At 70.9% G+C, this 21,002-nt stretch carries 16 protein-coding genes and 1 CRISPR repeat array (1 of these 17 cut by a window edge); of the genes, 5 read left to right on the forward strand and 11 right to left on the reverse strand.

The features are described 5' to 3' along the window. Window positions 1–263: 263 nt before the first annotated feature. Both xynC and CRP51_RS26795 read left to right on the forward strand, forming a co-directional pair. Window positions 264–1,586 (forward strand): glucuronoarabinoxylan endo-1,4-beta-xylanase XynC, encoded by a 1,323-nt coding sequence (gene xynC, locus CRP51_RS26790; protein WP_097233943.1) that lies wholly within the window; start codon window positions 264–266, stop codon window positions 1,584–1,586. Window positions 1,587–1,750: 164 nt separating this feature from the next. Next, window positions 1,751–3,253: an acyl-CoA synthetase gene (locus CRP51_RS26795; RefSeq protein ID WP_097233944.1), complete on the forward strand. Its 1,503-nt coding sequence runs from the start codon at window positions 1,751–1,753 to the stop codon at window positions 3,251–3,253. A 73-nt stretch (window positions 3,254–3,326) separates the two neighbouring features. Here CRP51_RS26795 and CRP51_RS26800 read toward each other — a convergent pair whose 3' ends face one another. The 3 genes from CRP51_RS26800 to CRP51_RS26810 form a co-directional block, all read right to left on the reverse strand. Continuing rightward, on the reverse strand, window positions 3,327–4,265 hold the full coding sequence (locus CRP51_RS26800) for an extracellular catalytic domain type 1 short-chain-length polyhydroxyalkanoate depolymerase (RefSeq protein ID WP_097233945.1): 939 nt from the start codon (window positions 4,263–4,265) through the stop codon (window positions 3,327–3,329). 90 nt (window positions 4,266–4,355) lie between these two features. After that, window positions 4,356–5,192 (reverse strand): PaaX family transcriptional regulator, encoded by an 837-nt coding sequence (locus CRP51_RS26805; RefSeq protein ID WP_245880828.1) that lies wholly within the window; start codon window positions 5,190–5,192, stop codon window positions 4,356–4,358. Window positions 5,193–5,270: 78 nt separating this feature from the next. Next, window positions 5,271–6,509, reverse strand: coding sequence for a serine hydrolase domain-containing protein (locus CRP51_RS26810; RefSeq protein ID WP_097233946.1), 1,239 nt, complete (start codon window positions 6,507–6,509; stop codon window positions 5,271–5,273). Between the two features lie 152 nt (window positions 6,510–6,661). On the opposite strand from CRP51_RS26810, the gene CRP51_RS26815 reads away from it, so the two are divergent. The 3 genes from CRP51_RS26815 to CRP51_RS26825 all read left to right on the forward strand — a co-directional run bounded on the left by CRP51_RS26815 (window position 6,662) and on the right by CRP51_RS26825 (window position 10,598). Beyond that, entirely contained in the window at window positions 6,662–7,813 is a 1,152-nt protein-coding gene (locus CRP51_RS26815; RefSeq protein WP_245880829.1) for a sensor histidine kinase, read from the forward strand. After that, window positions 7,804–8,493 (forward strand): response regulator, encoded by a 690-nt coding sequence (locus CRP51_RS26820; protein ID WP_097233947.1) that lies wholly within the window; start codon window positions 7,804–7,806, stop codon window positions 8,491–8,493. The genes CRP51_RS26815 and CRP51_RS26820 overlap by 10 nt, the downstream gene beginning before the upstream one ends. Window positions 8,494–9,533: 1,040 nt before the next feature. After that, window positions 9,534–10,598 (forward strand): PQQ-binding-like beta-propeller repeat protein, encoded by a 1,065-nt coding sequence (locus tag CRP51_RS26825; RefSeq protein ID WP_097233948.1) that lies wholly within the window; start codon window positions 9,534–9,536, stop codon window positions 10,596–10,598. A gap of 267 nt (window positions 10,599–10,865) precedes the next feature. Here the strand turns inward: CRP51_RS26825 and cas2e are convergent, their stop codons facing one another. The 8 genes from cas2e to cas3 all read right to left on the reverse strand — a co-directional run bounded on the left by cas2e (window position 10,866) and on the right by cas3 (window position 20,427). After that, on the reverse strand, window positions 10,866–11,177 hold the full coding sequence (gene cas2e, locus CRP51_RS26830; protein ID WP_097233949.1) for a type I-E CRISPR-associated endoribonuclease Cas2e: 312 nt from the start codon (window positions 11,175–11,177) through the stop codon (window positions 10,866–10,868). Between the two features lie 49 nt (window positions 11,178–11,226). Then, a complete protein-coding gene (gene cas1e / locus CRP51_RS26835; RefSeq protein ID WP_245880830.1) occupies window positions 11,227–12,222 on the reverse strand; it encodes a type I-E CRISPR-associated endonuclease Cas1e in 996 nt (331 codons plus the stop codon). After that, complete coding sequence (gene cas6e, locus CRP51_RS26840; RefSeq protein WP_097233950.1) at window positions 12,219–12,893, reverse strand: type I-E CRISPR-associated protein Cas6/Cse3/CasE; 675 nt, start codon at window positions 12,891–12,893, stop codon at window positions 12,219–12,221. Before cas6e ends, cas1e begins: the two co-directional genes overlap by 4 nt. Then, the gene (gene cas5e / locus CRP51_RS26845; protein ID WP_097233951.1) at window positions 12,890–13,747 is read right to left on the reverse strand and encodes a type I-E CRISPR-associated protein Cas5/CasD; all 858 of its coding nucleotides are present in this window, start codon (window positions 13,745–13,747) and stop codon (window positions 12,890–12,892) included. The genes cas6e and cas5e overlap by 4 nt, the downstream gene beginning before the upstream one ends. Next, window positions 13,744–14,976 carry a type I-E CRISPR-associated protein Cas7/Cse4/CasC gene (gene cas7e, locus CRP51_RS26850; protein ID WP_097233952.1) on the reverse strand — a complete coding sequence of 411 codons (1,233 nt, stop codon included), beginning with the start codon at window positions 14,974–14,976 and terminating at the stop codon, window positions 13,744–13,746. The genes cas5e and cas7e overlap by 4 nt, the downstream gene beginning before the upstream one ends. Window positions 14,977–15,045: 69 nt before the next feature. Then, the gene (casB, locus tag CRP51_RS26855) at window positions 15,046–15,801 is read right to left on the reverse strand and encodes a type I-E CRISPR-associated protein Cse2/CasB (RefSeq protein WP_097233953.1); all 756 of its coding nucleotides are present in this window, start codon (window positions 15,799–15,801) and stop codon (window positions 15,046–15,048) included. A 55-nt stretch (window positions 15,802–15,856) separates the two neighbouring features. Continuing rightward, entirely contained in the window at window positions 15,857–17,461 is a 1,605-nt protein-coding gene (gene casA / locus CRP51_RS26860; RefSeq protein WP_097233954.1) for a type I-E CRISPR-associated protein Cse1/CasA, read from the reverse strand. 77 nt (window positions 17,462–17,538) lie between these two features. Then, complete coding sequence (cas3, locus tag CRP51_RS26865) at window positions 17,539–20,427, reverse strand: CRISPR-associated helicase Cas3' (protein ID WP_245880831.1); 2,889 nt, start codon at window positions 20,425–20,427, stop codon at window positions 17,539–17,541. Window positions 20,428–20,897: 470 nt separating this feature from the next. Further along, a CRISPR array of direct repeats spans window positions 20,898–21,002; the repeat unit is 29 nt; unit sequence GTGCTCTCCGCGCGAGCGGAGGTGGTCCG (it continues 656 nt past the right edge of the window).

Genomic DNA, 21,002 nt, shown 5'->3' on the forward strand with positions numbered 1-21,002 from the left:
GCCTGCGCCGCGTATTGACCGCCCGCCGGGCTGTCGTTAGCGTGCCAGGCATCCGGGACCCCGCACGGCATTCGTGATACCGAACGCGCGACCGCGGCAGGGCGTGGCGAAAGGCCGACTCGCGGGCACGTTTGGGAGCGCTCCCAAACCGGCGGGCGAAGCGCGGGCGAAGTGGCCGGCGGGCGAAGTGCGGGCGAAGTAGCGGGTGTAGCACCAGGCAGGTCGGGACGAGCGAACGGACCTCGCGTCCGGAAGGGAACGTCATGACGGCACAGCAGGGTGGAACCGGGGACGGCCGCGAAGGTGCGGGGCGGCCGAGTCGCAGAACCGTGCTCGCCTCGCTCGGCGCGCTGCCCGTCGCCGCCGTCGCGGCGCCGGTGCTGGGCGCCTCGGGGGCGCGGGCGGCCACGCGGGCGGCGGGGGAGGTGGTGATCGACCCGTCGGCCGAGCGGCAGACGATCCGGGGCTTCGGCGGGATGAACCACACCCCCTGGATCGGCGACCTCACGGCCGCCCAGCGGGAGACCGCCTTCGGCACCGGCGAGGGGCAGTTGGGCTTCTCGATGCTGCGGATGCCGGTGGACGAGACGTCGTCGAACTGGGCCGGCGAGGTGGCGACGGCCCGCCGTGCCCAGGAGCTGGGCGCGACGGTCTTCGCCTCGCCGTGGAACCCGCCGGCGCACATGGTCGAGACGTTCGTCCGAGGCGACCAGCAGGACGCGAGGCGCCTGCGCCACGACATGTACGGGGCCTACGCCCAGCATCTCAACGACTTCACCGGCTTCATGAGGGACAACGGGGTGGACCTGTACGCCATCTCCGTGCAGAACGAGCCGGACTACGCGCACGACTGGACGTGGTGGACGCCGGAGGAACTGCTCCGGTTCATGCGCGAGCACGCCGGCTCGATCGACACCCGGGTGATCGCGCCGGAGTCCTTCCAGTACCTGAAGAACATCTCCGACCCGATCCTCAACGACTCCCAGGCGCTGGCCAACATGGACATCCTCGGCGCCCACCTCTACGGCACGCCCTACGGTGACTTCCCCTACCCGCTCTTCCAACAGCGCGGCGCCGGGAAGGAGTTGTGGATGACGGAGGTCTACCACCCGAACAGCAGCGACTCCGCCGACCTGTGGCCGCACGCGCTCGACGTGGGGGAGCACATCCACCACGCGATGGTGGACGCCGATTTCCAGGCCTACGTGTGGTGGTACATCCGGCGCAGTTACGGCCCGATGCGTGAGGACGGCCAGATCAGCAAGCGCGGCGCCAATATGGCGCACTTCGCCAGGTTCGTGCGTCCCGGTCATGTGCGCGTCGAGGCCACGCCCTCCCCGGAGGCCGACGTGTTCACCTCCGCGTACCGGGGCGGCGGCTCGCGGGTGGTCGTGGTGGCGGTCAACAAGGGCGGCTCGGCCGTGAGTCAGCCCTTCTCGGTCGTGGGGAGCAGCGCCACGACGGTGTCGTCCTGGGTGACGGACGCGGGCAGGACCGTCGCGGCGCAGGGCCGGGAAGGCGTCACCGGCGGCTCGTTCACGGCGGAGCTGCCGGGACAGAGTGTGTCGACCTTCGTGTGGGAGTAGCCCCCGCCCCGGGCAGACCACGGGGCGATCCGCGCGACGGCCCACCGTGCCGGAATCCGCGGAGCGGTCCCCCGTGCCGGACGGCTCACGGGCTCGCGGGGGTGCCCGGCTGGGCCCGGGGGCCGTCTTCGGGGGGCCGGCCGCGCCGCGAGGAAGGACATGCGATGCGTGACCACGGACTGGGCTCCTGGCCGGCGCGGTGCGCCCGCCGCGCCCCGGGCCACACGGCCCTCGTCCACCGGGACCGCCACACCAGCTTCGCCGCGCTGCGCGAACGGACCACCCGTCTCGCGCGGGCGCTGCGGGCCCGCGGCGTGCGGCCAGGCGACCGGGTGGCCTATCTCGGACCCAACGATCCCGCCTTCCTGGAGACGCTTTTCGGCGTCGCCGCGCTCGGCGCCGTCTTCGTCCCGCTCAACGCCCGCCAGGCGCCGCCCGAAACAGCTTTCCAGCTCGCGGACTGCGGGGCGAAGGTCCTGCTGTACGCCCCCTCCCACGCGGAGTTGGTCCGCGCGGCGGCTCCCCGTCGGCTGGGCCCCCGGTGGCGCGTGCGGATCGGGCCCGACTACGAGACGATGCTCGCGGAGTCCACGGCCGAGCCCCTGGACGAGCCCGTGTCACCGGACCAGCCGTGTCTGATCATGTACACCTCCGGTTCCACGGGCACCCCGAAGGGCGCGGTGCTGACCCACGCCAACGTCACCTGGAACGCCCTGAACGTCCTGGTCGACCTCGATCTGACGGCCGGGGAACGGGCGTTGGCCGTCGCGCCCCTCTTCCACGCCGCGGCGCTCAACATGCTGGCGCTTCCAGTGCTGCTGAAGGGCGGCACCTGTGTGCTCCTCGAACGGTTCGACGCCGCCGAGGTGTTGGCCGTGGTCGCGGCGCGGCGGATCACCTTCCTGTTCGGGGTGCCGACCATGTTCGAGCTGCTGGCCAGGGCGGACGAGTGGCCGGACGCGGACCTGTCCTCACTGCGCTCGCTCCTGTGCGGGGGCGCCCCGGTCCCCGCGGAACTCGTCGCCGTCTACGCGGAGCGCGGGCTCGCCGTCCGGCAGGGTTACGGGATGACGGAGGCCGCCCCCGGCGTGCTGCTGACCGGCCCTGACCCCGGCAGCGGCGGGGCGCCAGGAGGCGTGCCGCACTTCTTCACCGACGTGCGGATCGTTCGTCCCGACCGGCGGCCGGGCGAACCCGGCGACGTCGGGGAGCTGCAGGTCTCCGGGCCGAACGTCATGGCCGGCTACTGGGGAGCGGCCGGGCGGTCGGCGGCGTGTTTCGACGGTGAGTGGTTCCGCAGCGGCGACGCGGCCCGCGGCGACGCCCGGGGGCGGGTGCGCGTCGTGGACCGCCTCGGTGACGTGATCGTCTCGGGTGGGGAGAACGTCTACCCCGCGGAGGTCGAGAGGGTGTTGCTCGGCCATCCGGAGATAGCGGACTGCGTCGTGACGGGCGTGCCCGATCCGCTGTGGGGGGAGGTCCCGCGGGCGGTGGTCGTCCCACGCGACGGCGCGTCGCCCACGCTCGCCGGGATCTCGGCGTATCTCTCCGGCCGTCTTGCCCGCTACAAGGCGCCGAGGTCGGTGGTGCTCGTGGCGGAACTGCCGCGCACCCCGAGCGGCAAGGTCAGAAGGTCCGCGATCCGGGAGCGGCACGGCGGGCCGTGAGCCGCCGCCGGGTCGACGCGCGCCCGGTGGCTCGGGCGCCCTCTCGCCTGGCGCCCGAGCCACCGCGCCGGCCTCAGCCGCCGGAGATGCCGAAGAACGCGATCGCCTCGGCGGCCATGCCGCCCGCCGGCAGGGTGTGGCCCGCGCCATGGACGGTGATCGACTCGACCCACACGGTGCCCTCCGCGTCGGCGTGGTTCGCGCGTTCCCAACCCGGTTGCGGCTGGTCCGTGAAACTGGGCGTCTGGCTCAGCCCGTGCACGTCCGTCCACTGCTCGGTCGCCTCCCGCAGCAGGGAGAACGGCACCAGGTTGTCCTCGGTGCCGTGCCACAGCTGCACCGGCGGGCGGGGGCCCGCGTAGCCCGGGTAGGCCGCGCGTACCGCGTCGCCCCAGGTCCCCGGGGTCTCGTCCTTGCCGCCGTTGACGCACTGGCTGTTCCACGGCGGGAAGTCCGCCTCGTCGAGGAAGCAGCCGAACGGGACGCCCATGAACGCGGCGCCCGCCGCGAACACGTCCGGGTAGAGGGCGAGCAGCGCGTTGGTCTCCATGCCGCCCGAGGAACTCCCGGTCGCGAAGGTGCGGGAGGGATCGGCGCCGTACTGCTGGTGGGTGTAGGCGACCATCGAGGCGATGGAGACGGGGTCGCTGCCGCCGCCCCGGACCTTGGACGCCGGCGACCACACGTCGAAGCATGTGCCGAAGGCGGTCTGCTGGGTCGCCGTCGGATAGACGACGAGGAAGCCGTACTGGTCGGCCAGGGAGTTGAAGCCGCTGGACTGGGCGAAGCCCGGCCCGTCGCCCCCGCAGCCGTGCATGGCCACGACCACCGGCGGGCTGTCCTGGGTGACGTCGGGAACGTAGAGGTGCATACGCGCGCCTCCGGGGTTCTCGCCGAAGTCGGTGACCTCGACGAGCTGAGCGGCCTGTGCCGTCGAGGGGAAGGCGAGGGCCGCGGCGATGAGTAACAGGGTGCTGGCGAATGCGGTGAACGCGGCTCTTGCACGCGTCATCGGTGCCTCCTAGGTGAGTGCCCCCGCATGACGTTAGGCGCACCCGTATCGGTCGTCAATAATCTGACGAACCTTGCGGTCGCCCCCGGCTCACCCGGTCGCGACGACCACGAGTTCCCTCTCCGCACACGCGACGGAGGGGGCGACGAGTCGGCCGTGCAGGGCGCGGAAGCGCCGCTGGGCGACCACCCCCGGCCAGCCGGCCGGCAGCAGCGAGGCGGGCAGCCGCGGGTCCTGGCGCACGAGCAGCAGCCACTCGGCGGTGAGGCGCACCCGGCGGCACAGCACGTCGAGAGCGTCGTACGTCCCGTCCTCCCAACGCGACAGGAACGCCCGGTAGTCGGCCTCGATGGCGGGCAGGTCCCATGCCTCGCGGACGATCCGCGCCGGGTCGGTCCAGCCGGCGGCCTCCGCCCGGAACACCTCCGCGTGGTCCAGGAGATCCAGCTCGGCGAGGACGCGCTCGACGTCCGCCGTCCCCGGGGACACCCACACCCCGCTGCGGAGCGGAGCGAACCCCAGCCAGGCGAGTCGCTTGCGCAACGCGTGCCGGTCGGCCCGCCGCGCCTCGGGGACCGAGAACGACAGCAGCGTCCAACGACCGTCCCAGTCGCGGTCGACCACGTCGGTCGTCAGACGGTGCAGCCCGTCCCGCAGCACCTCTCCCCCGTGCCGCGTCAGCCCGAGGAAGACCCGGCGGCCCCGGCGGACCGTTCCCAACAGGTCGCGCCGCACCATCCGCGCCACGGCGGTGCGCGTCGCGTGCTCCCCCACGCCCAGCCGGTCCAGCACCGCCACCACGCTGCCCGTGGAGACGGCCACCCCGCGGTCCAGCACGTGGTCGCCGAACAGCGTCAGCAGCAGCGCCTGCGGGCGCACCACCAACTCGCCGCGCTCCCGCGCCTCCTCGTCACCCCGCATGTCCATCCCCCCAGCAGAGCACACGGCCTCCCGGCGACCGTCGGGACGTCGCGTGGCACGCCCGTCAGTCGCGTGGCACGCCCGTCAGCCGTCCCGACCGGCGGGGTCGGTGGTGCCGCAGAGCGCGTGGTCGACGAGGCGACTCGCGGCCTGCTCCTGGCGTACCGGGTCGTCGGGCGAGCCACCCAGGGCGGTGGTCATGGAGACGGTGACGGCACGGCTGCCGTCGGCGGTCGCCCCGTTGAGGGTGATGTAGCCGCTCTCGCCGCCCTCGTGGCTCCAGTAGTCGCCGCCGCACGACAACGGCCGTCTGACCAGGCCGAGGCCGTAGCGCCCGCCCGGCCAGAGCACCTGCGTCTCCTCGTCGACCGGTACGGTGTCCCGCATCTCGGCCAGTCCCGCCGCGGTCAGCAGCTCGCCGCCGAGCAGGGCCCGGAAGAAGCGGTTGACGTCAGCGGTGGTGGAGACGTAGCCACCGGGGTCGGGGACGATCACGCGGGTGACGTCGACCCGTTCGCCGGAAGGGTAGACCTCGTAGGCGTGGGCGTGGGGACGGCGGAGGGTGGGGGTCTCGCCCGGCAGGTAGGTGTGGTCCATGCCGAGTGGCCGCAGGATCCGGTCCTCGACCTCCTGGTGCCACGGGCGGCCCGTGACCTCCTCGATGACCATGTCGAGCAGGACGTAGCCGGTGTTGGAGTAGCCCCACCCTTCCCCGGGCGCGAAGTCCGGCGGGTGCCGCATCGCCCGCGCGACGATCTCCCGGTCCGTGTAGGTGTCGTACCGGTGCTCGTGGTACTCCTCCGGGGTGGCGAAGCCCGGGAGATCGTCGTGCAGACCGGCGGTGTGCTGGAGAAGGTGACGGATGGTGATCCGGCGCCCGTCGTTGCCGTTGCCGTCCACCAGACCGGGCAGCCAGTGGTCCACCGTGTCGTCGAGCGCCAGTCGCCCCTCGTCGACCAGTCCCAGGACCACGGTGGCCACCAGCGCCTTGCCGGTACTGGCGATCCGGAAGTAGCCGTCGTCGGGCACCGGGCGGTCGGTGCCGACCTCGGCGACGCCGCTGGTGGCGACCAGGTCCCGGTCGGCGCCGGTCGTCACCCGTGCCTGGACACCGGTGACACCCAGCTCCGTGAGGACGTCGGCGTCCCGGCGCAGGTCGTCCTGCCCGTACCCCGACGCCGTCGCGCCGTGCGGGTCGGCCCCCGGTCGAACGGCGACGGCCGCGCCGACGGTGAGGGCGACCGCGGCGAAGGCCGGCCAACGGCCCGAGGCGCGGCGACGCCGCGGCGGCGCGGGATGAGTGGGCGAAGGTGTGTGTGCCATGCCCCCGACGCTACGGAGACGCGCGGTCGCCGATCGCTACCACGGGCTCCCGAACGAGAGGTACAGCCACCTGTAGTGCCACCGGCCGCGCGGTTCCCTACAGTGCACGCCGGGAGCCTTCCCCTCCCGTACGACCACGGAAAGCGACGCGCGTGCTCGGTGTACTCAACGCGGCCCACGACCGGTGGCGCGTCACCTGGCGTGGCGGGCGTTACCTGCTGGAGAACCTGCTGACCACGACGGTGACGCTCGCCGCCGCGCCCCTGATGTGCGTTCCGTCGCTGGCGGGGCCCTGGGTCGAGTTCCATCGCCGGCGCGCGGGAAGCCTGTTGGGGCGGCCGGTCGAGCCGTGCCCGCACCGCACCCCGCGCGGCCTGAGGTGGCTCGCGACCCAGCTGGTCACCGGACTGCCGGCGGGCGCCCTCGCGCTGCTCCTCCTGGGCTGTCTGCTCGGCGTTCCCGTCCTCACCGCGTCGTGGTGGGCTCTTCCCACGACGCCGTGGCTGCCCGTGGTCAGCACGCCCCTCACCAGTTGGGGTACCGCGTTGTCCCTGGGCCTGACGAACGTCGTGGTCCTGGCGGCGCTGGCCGCCCTCGTCCTCCCGCCACTCGCCCGGGCCCACGCCCGCTGCTGCCTCGCGGTCCTGGCGGCGTCGCCCGCCGAGCGCCTCGTCGCACGCGTCACCGAACTCAGCAGGACGCGCGCGGACGTCCTCCAGGCGCACAGCGCGGAACTGCGCCGTATCGAGCGGGACCTGCACGACGGGACGCAGGCCCGGCTCGTGGCCATCGCGATGCGGCTCGCGGTGGCCGGCAGAAGCCTCTCGCGCGATCCCGAGGGGGCCGCGGTCCTGGTGCGGGAGGCCCACGCCGAGACCGAGAACGCGATGACCGAGCTGCGCTCCGTCATCCGCACCATCTACCCCCCGGTGCTGGCCGACCAGGGCCTCTCGGGCGCGCTCGGCGCCCTGACCAGCAGGTCGGGGGTGCCGACCCGCATCGACGTCGGCCCGCTCGGCGAGGTTCCCGCGGCGGTCGAAGCCGTCGCCTACTTCGTCGTCACCGAGGCGCTGGCCAACATCGCCCGGCACAGCGGGGCGACCAGCGCGTCCGTGCGCGTGGACCGCCACGGTCCGCTGCTGCGCGCGGAGATCGTCGACGACGGAACCGGCGGAGCGGATGCCACCCGGGGGTCCGGCCTGGACGGAATGCGGCGCCGCGCCGCCGCTCTGGACGGCACCATGAATGTCACCAGCCCTCCGGGCGGGCCAACCGTCATCACCGTGGAGTTGCCGTGCGCGTAGTGATCGCCGAGGACAACGTCCTGCTGTCGTCCGGGCTGAGGCTTCTGCTCGCCTCCGAGGGCTTCGAGGTCGTCACGATCGTGGCCGACGGGCCCGGCCTCCTCACCGCCGTCCGGACGCACCGCCCGGACGTCGCCATCGTGGACGTGCGACTGCCCCCGACCTTCCGCGACGAGGGCGTCCGAGCCGCGGTCCAGGCCCGCCGCGACCACCCGGGACTGCCCGTCCTGGTCCTGTCGCAGTACGTGGAACAGGAGTACGCGGGCCGCCTCCTCGCCGACGCCGGGGGCGGCATCGGATACCTGCTCAAGGACCGGGTGAGCCGCGTCGAGGAGTTCACCGACGCACTGCGCCGGGTGGCCGGCGGCGGCACCGCCATGGACCGCGACGTCATCGCGCAACTCCTCGCGGCACGGGGCGACCCCGTCGACGCCCTGACCCCGCGCGAGCGGGAGGTCCTCGCGCTGATGGCCGAGGGGCACGACAACGCGACCATCGGCCGACGGCTCGTCATCACGGACAACGCCGTGCACAAGCACATCGGCAACGTCTTCCACAAACTCGGCCTGTCCGTCGGCGACAGCGGCCACCGCCGCGTACGCGCCGTCCTGGCCTACCTCCGCCGCCACGGCGGCACCGCCCCCGCCCCCGCCCCGACGACGGCACGCCCCTCGGCGTGAGCGGGCGCCACGGTGCGGCCCTGGAGCGGCTGAGCCGCCAGACTCACAGCGGGCTCAGCCGTCCGGCGCGGCAGGGGCGTTGAGCTGCCGCTGCGGGGTGGCGGGGGTTGGGGAACACCTGTGGGACAAGACGTCTCGCCGGCTGGCGCTTGACGGTCTCCACCGACGGAATCGGCAGGCACCGACGCTGACCATCGGCACCCAGCACCTTCCGCGCCCGCGCGAAGAGCACGCCGCCTATCGCGAGGAGAAGCCGAAGTTGTTCGCACCATCTCCGCCCGCGCGTACAACACTGCGTGCGTCCGGCGACGTTGTTCTGATGCCACGGACCTCCTCCGCCCGCGCGGAGAGCACTCACTTCGAGATGTGCTCGGCACCCGCGTGCTCGATGCCCGGGCCCGCTGCCTGTGCCCCCTCATCGGCGGTACCTAGCCCCGTCGCCGAAGCCATCATGGGCGCCGTCCTCCTTCTCCGCCCCACCGCCGAGATGCCCCGCGCCACCCACTACGTGAGCGAGACGACCCTGATAGCCCACACACCTCACCTAACTCTGCGCGCAACCGCTGGAGTGAGCGTCGGGGCGTGCCGTACCTGCTGCTCTAGCAACAGTGACCTGGTACGGGTTCAGAGGTCTATGAGCGCCTGACGTACAGGCGTCACGTAGCGCCTCCGGAAAGTGCCGTCGGTGACTGGCGCGATTGAAAGCAGCCGGGTCAGTGGTGAAAACTGATCACACTCACACGTAGCGCGGTAGGTGCTGGGGGATCAAGGAGATGGCTTTCACCATGCGGTGGACCCGAAGGACACGCCTGGCTGGCCTGCTGGGCCTGACAATGCTGCTGGCCGCCACTGCTTGCGGTTCGGATGACACTGCACCGCCCGATCGGAATGGAGACTTAGCACAGCCGACCCCGGTCGTTGAAGGCTACGATCCGCCCCAACACTTCCATCAATCGTCTGCCATAGCGCTCCCCGAGGCAGCGGCCCATCTTTCAGGCGGCGGATGGTACGCCTCGGACACCGGAAAGCCTGCCGTCACCTTGCTGGGCATCCATGCCTACGTCGCTGTCCCGGACGGGCTTCATATCGTCGATGTCATCACGGGGGAGACCATCGACGTCATCGAACCTGAGCAGAGGCCACTCAGGACCAGTGAGAACACCCGGATTGTGGGGAACAGCGCCCATCCCCCACTGGTCACCGACGTGGGCGGCGCCCAGGCGGTTCTCGTTCCCTTTCTGGCCGAGATCACAGGCCAAGGGACGGCCGCGAGCCGGGACGTCATCGAGGTCGTAGCAGTGTCAACCGAGAACCAGGAGGTGCTGTGGCGGCATCTGATCGAGACCGCTGACTGTGGTGGTATGTCGGCTTACGACTGCGACATGACCGTGGTGGGTGCCAGCGATGGGGTCGCCGTCCTCGGAGTGGCCGACGACAACGGGACGCCTTTGGCCTCCTATGGAATCGACGTGGCCGGACCCACCACCAAGTGGGAGCTGGATGACTTCGCGGCCACCATGGTGACGGGGGAACTGACGGTAGGGGCCCTGTCCAGTGGGTTCCTCGAGTCCTACACGGTGGCTTACGAGACATCCAACGGAACGGAACAGCGTTGGATCGACGACGATGACACGTACGCGCTGTCCATGCAGCCCGCAGGTCCTCACTGGGTACTCACCACGAGCCCTTACGGCGCGAACGACAGGATTCGGCTCATCGACCCGCAGACCGGCGAACCCGTGCCGACCGAAGTGGACGGGCTCTCTGCCGGAATGCGCTGCGAGTACGACGGAAGCTCCGTTGTGGTGTGCTTCACCACGGATGACGGGCTCTCGACGGCCACTGCGGTCGCCTTCGACGCGCAGAGTGCGGAGGTCCTATGGAGCCTTCCCGACGAGAACGGAGGCCGTGTCGCCCCCACGGTCCGCTCTGCCTGGCATGGTCTTGTTTACGGCGAGACGTCCAACGGCCCCGTCATTCTCGACGCCCGCTCCGGCAGGGACGCTGTACTTGACCCCGGCATTGCCCCGCGAGTTGTAAACGAGTACGTGGGTGTTGCTCTTGCCGATTCAGGCGGCCTGCTCGCCTACCGAACTCGCGGCTAACCAGCCGCACTTGTGTTGAGCCGATCGCTGCCGAGCGTCTCAGAAACGATGGTGGACGGACTTGCCAAACGCGGGATCGGCTTCAAGGTCCTCACGGGCGCACTCGCGAGCATCGATCCCGAGTGTTCCAAGAAGTACGTCGGGCGGTCGATTGGGATGCCGGTCCTCCCCGCGCGAGCGGGGGTGTTCCGGCTCCGGCCACGAGTGCCGCACGTGGCGAGTCGACCTCCCCGCGCGCGCGGAGAGCACCCTTCGCGACCTGCGTCGTCAGAACGGCTTTGCCGTTTCTTGACGCTCCTTCCGGAAGCCGATCAGCGTCAGTCCGTCGAAGTCCAGCGGGTGTCGGCGACGCGTTCCCGCCGTGCGCAGTGTGAAGCCCTGTTCGTTGGCGTCGGGGTAGGCGAGGACCGCCGTGCCGTCGGCGATGCTGGCGCTGACCGAGGTCCACAGCTCGTCGCGGACGCGGGCCGAGACCGTGCCGACGTAGAGCTGCGGGGTCACCTCCAGCAGCCAGCGGCTGAGGGCGCCGCGCAGGTGGTCGGGGACCGCCGTCGCCGAGATCACGATCATGGATGCCACGGAGACGGCCCTCCTTCCGGCCCGGGACCCGGTGCCCCGCCACCGGGGCTCACGTCGCCAACCCGTGGTTGGTGCCGCCGGGAATGACACCGGCGATCGGGTCCCAGAGGTCGACAAGCTGCTCGTCCGGGTCCTCGGCCTCGTACTCCCCCGACGGGTCCAGCAGTTGCTGGATGTCCGCGACGATGCACGGCAGCAGCTTGAACAGCCGCAGCCCGTCGCGGAAGGAGCGGCGGGCCTGGGCCTCGGGGTCCGTCGACGCGTGGAGCGAGAACGCCAACGGAATCGTGAGCTGCGCCTTGTACAGGTCGGCGACGTCATAGACGAACGCCTGCTGATTGCCGCTGTGGACGTAACCGAGCGCCGGGGAGCAGCCGAGCGCGACGATCGCCGCGTGGACGATCCCGTACAGGCAGGTGTTGGCCGCCGAGAGCGCGAGGTTCACCGGGTCCTGATCCTCCCAGGACTCCGGGTCGTAGTTGCGGCGGAAGCGGCCGATCTTGTACTGCTTGGCGAGGAGCTGGTAGTGCGCCTTGACCCGCGCGCCCTCGAACCCGCGCAGTTGGAAGAGCGAGGCGTCGGCCGGGACCGTTCCGCTCCCGAAGCGCTTCGCGTACATCGCGCGGGCGACGCCCAGACGTTGTTCGTCGTTCGCCCAGGATCGGGCCTGACGCTCCAGCCAGTGCGTGCTGAGTGAGTCCGGGAGCGTCGCCGCGTAACAGCGGACACCGCCCGAGCCCACGACCAGCACGGTGGTCCCGTGGCGGGCCAGGGTCGACAGGGCTCGGGCAGTGATGGACGTACCGGGGCCGAGCAGCACGCAACTCAGCGCGGCCGTCGGCAGGTAGACGGTCTCGGTGCCGTGGCGTTCGCTGGTGATCTCGGCGCAGACGCCGGTGTCGTCCTGCTGCACCCGCACGACGTCGAGGTACAGGAACGACAGGGAGTCGGCGACGCGGGGCAGCATCGCGACGGTGGGTGCGGCCAGCCGGCGCCGCGCCTGGCCGGGAGTCTGACCGGGGTCGCGCGGTGGGGTGGCGGTCATCCGACGCTCCCGGCGGGCGCGACGGTCAGCAGGCCGCAGCCGTAGGACTTGGCGCGCCCGACGCCGGCGACGATGTGCTGCCGCAGCTGGTCCGCGTCCGTGACGACGGCGGTCCCGTCGAACTGGGTGCGGTGGTGCCGCATGTGCTGCTTCGCCGCCTCGCCCGAGGTGCCGCGCGGGCCGCGCACCGTGTCGACGGGGTGGGAGAGCACGCTTTCGACCTCCAGGCCGGCCGCGGTCGCCTTTCGTTGCCACCACTCGTCGGCGACCCGCCCGCTCAGCGGCACGACGGCCTTCAGCTGGTACAGCTCGCGGGTGGTCGCGCCGGGGCGGCGCACGGCGTTCGCCACGCAGCGGTAGCGAATCCGGCGCCCCGGCTTGAGCGCGTCGAGCAGCGGGTCAAGGGGCCTGCTCCGCAACGCGCCGTAGTCCTCGGGCAGGCGGGCGGAGTCGGGCTCGTGGGCGCTCTGGATCAGGACGGCGTACCCCTGGGGCGTGTCCTCGACGCGGAACAGCACGCCGAACTGGGCGCGCGCGTCGTCGCCCTCGGTCTCCGGGAAGAGGGACATCACGCGTCGATGCAGGTTGATCGCCGCTCTGCTGCTTCCCAGGTCGGCTTGGACCGCGCGGGAACGCGGGTTGAGCATGAGTCGGCTGAGCCAGACGGTCACGGGGTCATCCCCTCCTCGGACGGCACCCGTTGCTCCGCCAGGTGCTTCTCCAGCGCGGCGAGGTAGGGGGCGCCGAGCCCGGCGAACCGCTCCTCGGGAACGGCGACGGTACGGCGGTAGAGCGGGCGCACCCGGTAGGTCCGCCGCTTCGGGTGAAAGGAACGGGGGTCGTCGTTGATCGTGCTGGTCGGCCGCGCGGACTCGTCGGCCGGAGAGGACTCCCACTCCTTGGGCACCGGCAGCGCGTCCAGGGGCTCGTCGGAGAGGAAGACGAGGTGCGACGGCCCTGCGCCCTTGGCGCGTTCGGCCGAGACCGGCAGCCCGACCAGCTCCTCCAGCGCCCGGTCGCTCCGCGCCAGCAGCACAGGACCCTCGGGCGGGCAGGAGCGCCGACCGAGGTAGAACGGCCAGCGCGGTTCGCGGAGCGCCTCGGCGTACCGGTCCAGGGTCTCCGCGTCCGGCCCGCCGAGGGTGCTCGTCAGCGCGACGGTGAACGCGGCGTCGGCGAGGTAGTCGCGGTGGCTGAGCAGCGTGGCGGTCGCCCCGCCACGCTTCTTGCCCTCGGCGGTGGTGACGGTGTCGCGGTTCGGCAGGCCGCCGCCCACCGTGTGCAGGTCGGTCATCATCACGCCCGGCCGGTCCTCGCGCACGGTCAGCGAGAGGGCGGTCAGGTCGTCCAGGGGCTCGCCACGCTTGCGGCCGAGCGCGGCGGCGAGCATCCCGATGACGCCGGAACGCGTCGGGAACCTCGCGGTGTCCCGCTCGGTGAAGTGGCTCTTCTCGCCCCAGGACTGGAGCGGGCCGGCCAGCCGCAGCAGCAGACCGGGCCGGTCTTCGGCTTCCGAACTGGTCACGAGGAGACCTCACCGGTCTTCTCGCCCAGGGCGCCGCGGAGCGTGGCCTCCACCAGTTCCTCGATGCCGTCGTACCGGTCCCCCACGTGCTGGGCGTCCTCGTGCCCGATGCTGGTCCAGCCGGAGGTCAGCAGCCGTCGGCTGCCCAGCATCTTGTTGGCCTGCGCCGCGTACGCCGTCAGCCGGGCGACGGAGGGCTCCTCGAAGCCCTCACCGCGCGAGGACGTCACCGGCTTCTCGAAGGCGGCGGCGAAGGAGAGCGGGCGGTCGGCGCGGACAGCGAGATGGATGAGCCCGGGAGGGGTGTACGGGGCGGTGGAGTTCTTCTTGGCGCCGGGCAACGACTCGACGAACGTCGCGAGGAACGCACCGGTCAGCTCGCGCACGCTCGCGGGGTCGTCGCCGAGGTTGCCCGCCAGCTCCTCCAGGTCGAGGGTGGCGAAACGGTAGAACGTGCCGGCGCTGTACTGGCCGTGCCCCATGTGACCGCTGCCCGTGGCGTCGTTCCACTCCTGGCTGCTGTCGTCCACGGCCGAGAAGTAGTCGAACTCGACGTCGGTCTCGTGGGTGGTCATCGCGTGCGCGACCTGAACGGCGCCGTCCACACCGGCGTCGTCGACCTCGGCGAGCATCCGGCCGAAGAGGTTGATCACACCGTTGCGCGCCTTCAGCACACCGTCGATCGCCGCCTGGGGCAGCACGCTCTTGTCGGCGGGCTTCTTGATGTCCTTGGCGGACTCCAGCTTCTCGCGGTGCTCCTCGGCGATGTCCGCCAACTCCCGCACGGCGGTCTCCGGGACGTACACCAGCGCGTTGGTGAAAACCTTGTTGGGGACGACCGTCTTGGCGTCCTTCTTCGCCGTACCGCCCTCCGCTCCCTGCTTCTCCTTCGCCAGCTCGAACTTGATGCTGCTGCCGGCGGCCACGTGAGCGCCAGCTCGCTCGGCGAGGGGCAGCGGCCAACCGCGCGCCTCCGCCAACTCGCGCGTGACGCGCTCGCCGATCCGGCGTGTGCGGAGGGCTCGTTCGCCGATCTCCTCCTGGAACTTCTCCCGCGCCGCGCGCTTCCAGGACTGGCTACTCACCCGTGTGCGCTGGGCGTTGCCGTACTGGACGGTCTTCACCGAATTCGTATCGTCCCTGTTCAAGTTGGCGAAGGGAACCGACTGGATCACGTGAATGTCGATGAAACGGGCGGGACGAGGCGTTGCGGACACGGTCTTCTCCATGCTGATGGTGATGGCTTCGAAAGGTCTGGAAGGCGGGCACCGGGTGCGAGCCAGGGGCGTGAGGCCGGACTACTCCGGGGGCTCTTCGGGGGAGTCTCCGGTGGACTTCTGGTCCACGCCGGCCTGGTGCGCGTCGCGGTGACGCCGGCGGTAGAAGTCCTGGAGCCAGCGCCGGGCGATGCGCCCGGAGTGGTCCGGCCAGGCGATGAGGTCGGCCAGCAGCTGGGCCCAGTCGACGGGAACGTCGAGCTGACGCAGATAGAGAACGGACGCGGGCAGGCTCCGGTGAATGCCGCTGGCGCCCTGCCGGGTGAGCATGTTCAACCGGCTCTCTGCCGCGCTCTCCCTCATTTCCCCGTCCCTGCCAGGGACTTCCGCCACGGCCTCAGCGAAGGCGCTGCCCAGGCTGGGTCCCCAACGCTCGGGTTCCTCGGGCTCGGCCGGCCCGTCGGACTCGGCCTCGTCGCCGGCGCCGGTGGAGTCGGGGCCGCTGTCGGAACGCTCGGCGCTCGCTCCCTCCGGCGCCTCGTCCTCGTCCTCGTCATCCCCGTTCTCCGCGGCCCGGGGACGGGAAGCGATCAACGCGGCGACCGTGAAGTAGGCCCGCTGGGTGGCGTCGGAGGCGTTCTCCGGGAGCCATGGGGCGATGTAGCGGTTCATCGCGAAGGTGGCGCGGTTGTTGATGTCCTGCCGAAGCCCGGCTCGGAGCGCGACACGGGCGCCCGGGTCGGTGGAACAGATGTGGTCGATCCGGGTCACATACGCGACGAGCCTCTGACGGTGCTTCGCCGCCCGGTCGAGCTTCGGCGACTCGGTGGTGGTCAAGGTCTGTCTCCCCTCCTTCTTGGTCTTGTCGGTTCCTCTCAGCTCTTGTCAGCTGTCAGCTCTGCGTCTGGCCGTTCCCGGAAGATCGCCGCAGGCCGACACGTGCCTCGAACACAGCCTTGGCGCCGCGTTGGCTCCCGGTGACGCTGCGCGTGACCTCGTCGTAGGCGTTCTCAGCGAGCCGGAGAAAGGCCCTACGGGCGCCCTCGAAGTCGAAGCCTGTATCGATCCGTTCCGGATCGCGGCTCAACTCTCGGAAGACCGCCCAGAACTGGTCCTCCGCCGCGGCCCAGTACCGGGCGGCGGCAGGAAGCGTCCACGCGTCCGCGTCGCTCTTGGGATCGTCCATGTACGTCTTCCAGGCCCGCTTCAGCGCCCGGTCCAGTCGGTAGCCGTAGCTCTCGCCCAACTGCCGGAGCTTGGCGACCGGGTGGCCGGTCCGCGGGACCCGCTCCTCCACGAATCCGAGAACCGGCGGCGTGGAGCCGTCGACGAACTGCGTGTCCTTGGCCTGGCCGTCCTGCTCGAACCCAAGGGCACGCACCCGGAGTTCGACCTCCTCGGGCATCTCGGCGGCCGAGGCGAACACCTTCGGCCGCCTGGCCTGAGCCGAACCTCCCGGCTCTGCGAGCAGCAACGCGTCCATGTCCCGCCAGAGCGCGCGCCGCGAGTCCGCCGGGCGCGGGTAGCGGTTGCCCTGCTGGCTGATCTGCCAGATGAGGAAGTCGTCGTCCCTGGCCATGCGTCCCGCCCGGTTTCCCCAGGTGATGTACGCGTCGCGCACCAGGGTGGGCGTGCCGTGGTCGTCGCGCGAGTCGTCGTCCGGTACGAGCAGCAGCGCGTGTTGGGAGCGGCCGGTCAGCCGGGAGCAGGGCCCTACCGGCTCCCTCGGCACTGCGGCAGGATCCGGCAGCTCCGCCAACTCCCAAGGACAGTAGTCCTCGTCGAGCCGGTCGCGCGGGTCAGGCGGCACAAGCCCGGCCAGCAACGTCTCGAAGAGCGTCTCCCCCTGCGGGTGGTACGACAGAGCGGTCCGAAGCGGGCCCGCCGTCGCGCTGGCGGTCTTCTCCCCGTCCACCTCTCGGGCGGAGCAGCGTCCGGAGGGCCCCCAGTAGTGCCACACCAGCAGGTTGAGAACGGCCTCCGAAACCGTCGGCAGATCCGGCTTCGCGTCCGAGTTGTGGCGGAACCAGGCATGGTTGTTGCCCGCGGGCCGCGTCACGACCAGCTTGTTGACCCCGGCGGTTTTGGCCGGGTCGCACTGCTTCTCCAGCCTCGGGTCCTGCATCCACGGACGTCCCCCCTCGGGGTCGAACGCGAGGAAGCGGTGCGCATAGCGGTCGGCGTACTCCGCGATCCCGTCGACCGGCAGCCGACCGTCCTCCCACACCTGTTGACGCCGGTCGGCCCAGTCGTCCTCCGAGGTGCCCACCCTGTCCAGGCCGGTGACACGCACGGTCAGCGCGTACAGCACCCGCAACAGCGCGGAGTGCGCCGGCGGGTCCACCACGGCCAGCCCGGCGATCTCGTGGGCACGGCGCAACAGCTCGGCGAACCCGACGTGTTCGGATAGGTCATCCGTCGCGGAACCCTCCGCGGGTGGGACCCAACGCACGGGAATCCAAGGGGCGTTGAGCAGGCTGTATCTGACCGGGGACATCGTTTTCTCCTCATGAAGGTGGCGGGTTCCAGAACTCCGACGACGGGCGACGGCGGTTGCGTAGGCACTGCCGTCGCTCAACCACTCAGCTCAAGCCCGACGTGCGAGCTGGAGAGAACGCCGCTCCCGACCTCAACGCTCCAGACGCCGCCTGCAGCGGACGACGTCATGGGGAGCAGTACCAACTCCCGAAGCAGCGCCTGCTTCTCCCAGCTCTCCGGCCGTTTCTTCAGGCCGTCCGCCTCGCGCGCCCACTTGCCCGGGACCGGGGTCACGAACCGCATGAGCTGACGCACCGAGTCGCGCGTCGGCTGCTTGTCCCAGTCGCGTGGCAGGGGAACCCTCCCTTCCCTGTCCAGAGTGAGGCGGTCCGGTGACTGCTCGTAGAGGCAGAGCACCCGTCCGGTGTCCGCGCCGAGGCGGGTGGTCAGGAGGTCCTCGGTGACGCCGACGTCCCGCTTGCTCAGCCTGCCGAGATCGCCGTTCACGCCGTCGGGCGAGGCCACGTCGACCATGGTGGCCATGCTCTTCTCGACCATCTCCCGGGCGCTCCGGTCGAGATCCATGCCTTTGAGTTCGCTCCGCGCCGCCTCGTCCAGCCCGTGCGTGAAATCCTCCGCGTACACCTCGTCGACGAGGTGCTGGACGTCGTCGGGTACGGCGATCCGGCCATCGGGGAGCTGGTCGAGCAGGGCCACCGTGCGGATCAGCAGGCTCGGGTCGTAGACCGCGGTCATCGCGCCGGGGAGCCCCGAGGCGCTGGTGCTGCCGGCCGGGGCCAGGACCACCAGGGGTGGGCGGTCCTCGTCGGCGAGCCAGGTGGGCCGGCCGGACCGCCCTCGGGCGTGGCGGCAGCAGCGGCCGGCGCGTTGCAGGAGTTGGGCCAACGGCGCCAGGTCGCTGACGACGAGGTCGAAGTCCAGATCGAGCGACTGTTCGACGACCTGGGTGGCCACCAGGATCGAGCCCGGGCGGGCTTCCACCGGGGAGTCGCCCTGGTCGGTGCGGAGCTTGCCGTAGGCCGCTTCGCACTCCTCGCTGATCCGTTGGCGCTCGTGGGCGGGGAAGCGTGAGTGCAGCAGGCGGATGCCGCCGTCCCGTTCCGCCAGTTCGGGGAACGCCCCGCACAGGTCGCGATACGTCCGCTGCGCTTCGGCGACGGTCGTGCAGCAGACCAGCGCGGTGCCGCCCTCAGCCGGGACCGGGGCGAGTACCTCGCGAAGGACCGCCCGACGCCCGCCCTGCCGGGTGGGGTTGAGGTGCGGCTCCCTGACGTCCCAGGCCACCGTCCGGAGATCGACGTCGAGGGTGCGCCCACGCAGCGTTCCCGTGGGCCGTGGCTTCGTGACCTGCCCCGTTCGCACGTCCGCGAACAGCCAGCCCGGGTAACAGGGTTCGAACTCCAGCGGTTCCGTGAAGCCTGCGCCCCGGCGATAGGCCTCCACGAGGGAGCCGGCGGCCTGCCCGGTGAGTGTCGCCGAGAGAAGCACTACCGGCGTCCTCATCGCTCCGAGCCATTCGAGAAGGCGTACCAGATGCTGGTGCATCCAAGGCCCGTAGGCGTGCGCCTCGTCAACGATGAAGATTTTCTCCGACATCCCGAAGAGCCGGAGCGCGTTGTGCTTCACGGGAAGCATCGCCGCCAGCGCCTGGTCGATGGTCCCGGCACCGAGAGACGCCAGGATCGGCCGCCTGGCGCCACGCAACCAGCCGTCGGACTCGATGACCGTGGCCTTTGCCGCGCTGACCTCCTCCAACTCGGTGGGGGCGTCGAGGCCATCCGGCTCGTCGGCGGGGTCGTCGGTGTAGACAGGGCTGAGCCATGCCATGGAGTGGAGGAGGGTGAGCGCGCGTTCGCCCGACAGTGCGGTCTTGGCGTACTTCCGCACCCGAGGGAACATCCCGTCGGCCGTAGCCATCGTGGGCAGCGCGAAGTAGAGGCCCCGGGAATCCGCAGCGCGTCCCAGGACGGACGCGGCGAACAGAGCGGCCTCCGTCTTCCCGTCACCGGTGGGCGCGGTCACCAGAACGAGCCCCGGTCCCCGTTCCTCGACCAACGTCGGCAACTGCTCGACGATGTCCCGTTGGAGAGGGTTCGGCGAGAAGGGGAAGATCGCGTCGAAGCTTCGTTCGTCGAAGCGCGCTCGGCCGAGGCGACTTCTACCGACGGCGTCCTCGGCCTGGAGAACGGCACGCGCGAAGTGCGCGTCCAACTGCTCCGGAGCGCCGGCCCAGTCGGGTGGGGGGAGAAGCGCACGGACGCTCGACGTCTGGCTGGCCAACCAGTCGGAAACGACCACGAGCCCGGCGACGACGACGGCCAACTCGGCCGGCAGCCCTGCGGTGGGGACGGCGTCGGCCCCGAGGACCCGCCGCACTTCGCGAAGGTGGACGCGTCGTTGCTCGCGCCACCCCTCCTCACCCAACGCAGGTTCGCACTGGCTGTCCAGCAGCAGATCCTTCCGCTCGATCACGCCACCGAAATGCCCGTGGTGACCGCCGAGAAGCTGAGCCACCTGGTGGGCAACGGACCTGCGGCTCATCGTGTGTTCCGGGTAGCCGATCTCGGTCAGCAGACCGACCAGCGCCCAGTGGGTGGCCATCTCGTGCCGGAACTCGCGCCGCTTCTCTATCCCCGGACTGAAGCGGTAGAACGACTCACCGCTCAGCCGACCGAACGCGGCCGGGACCTGGGCTTGGAACGGTGGGGTGATCTTCCCGAGGTCGTGCAAGGCAGCCCAGAACGCCGTGACTTCGTGCGCCTCCTCAACCGTGAGACCGAGCGACGCGGCGATACGAGCCCGCATGGTCTCGCCCAACACGGTCTCCCACAGCACGCGGTAGACCGCCCCCGTATCCAGCAGGTGACACACCACCGGGTACGGCCTGTCCAGCCCGTGCTCCTTGCCCCACAGCCGGGAGTCCAGCACCGTGCACGTCGCCACTCTGAGTTGCTCGTCAGTCACGGGGGTATCGAAGCAAGCCCCACTGACAGTCGAGCCCCTCGAAGCGGGTTCCGGACGCGCACGGGCGCCCGACGGCAGCCAACTTCCGGCCATACAGGGAAAGATCACCATGTGGATGTCACCGCCTGGACGATCACACGGACTCTTAGTGACCAGCCATGAAGTGCCCAATCGCTGCGGACGAGCGCCGGAGGCGGTGTTCACCACCGCCGCTTTCGAGACAAACGCCAGGGAAAATCGACTCCTGCCGCTCACGTCCAGAAAGCATCTCTACCGCACGGTCGTTGCCGTACAGCTTCCGTGTGCGACAGGCCTCGCCGACGACGCACGCCACCCACACTTTGGAACCCGGCACGGCGCATCAAACGGCGCCTAGACTCACGGGCATGAGTAGCAGGACCGACCAGAGGCGTGCGGTCGCCGACGGCAAAGGAATGGCAAACCGCCTCTAACGCCGCAGGTCAAAAAGGGTGCTCTCCGCGCGAGCGGAGGTGGTCCGTGCCGGGCCTCTTGGTGCGCGGTGTGGTTACTGTGCTCTCCGCGCGAGCGGAGGTGGTCCGACGGCGTAGGAGGCG

The organism is Streptomyces zhaozhouensis, from assembly GCF_900230195.1.
GTDB lineage: Bacteria > Actinomycetota > Actinomycetes > Streptomycetales > Streptomycetaceae > Streptomyces > Streptomyces zhaozhouensis.

Coding starts and splice junctions, on each gene's coding strand:
- CRP51_RS26795 (WP_097233944.1), top strand. CDS start 1,751: ATGCGTGACCACGGACTGGGCTCCTGGCCGGCGCGGTGCGCCCGCCGC.
- xynC (WP_097233943.1), top strand. CDS start 264: ATGACGGCACAGCAGGGTGGAACCGGGGACGGCCGCGAAGGTGCGGGG.
- CRP51_RS26810 (WP_097233946.1), bottom strand. CDS start 6,509: ATGGCACACACACCTTCGCCCACTCATCCCGCGCCGCCGCGGCGTCGC.
- cas7e (WP_097233952.1), bottom strand. CDS start 14,976: ATGGAGAAGACCGTGTCCGCAACGCCTCGTCCCGCCCGTTTCATCGAC.
- CRP51_RS26805 (WP_245880828.1), bottom strand. CDS start 5,192: ATGGACATGCGGGGTGACGAGGAGGCGCGGGAGCGCGGCGAGTTGGTG.
- CRP51_RS26800 (WP_097233945.1), bottom strand. CDS start 4,265: ATGACGCGTGCAAGAGCCGCGTTCACCGCATTCGCCAGCACCCTGTTA.
- cas1e (WP_245880830.1), bottom strand. CDS start 12,222: ATGACCGCCACCCCACCGCGCGACCCCGGTCAGACTCCCGGCCAGGCG.
- casA (WP_097233954.1), bottom strand. CDS start 17,461: ATGTCCCCGGTCAGATACAGCCTGCTCAACGCCCCTTGGATTCCCGTG.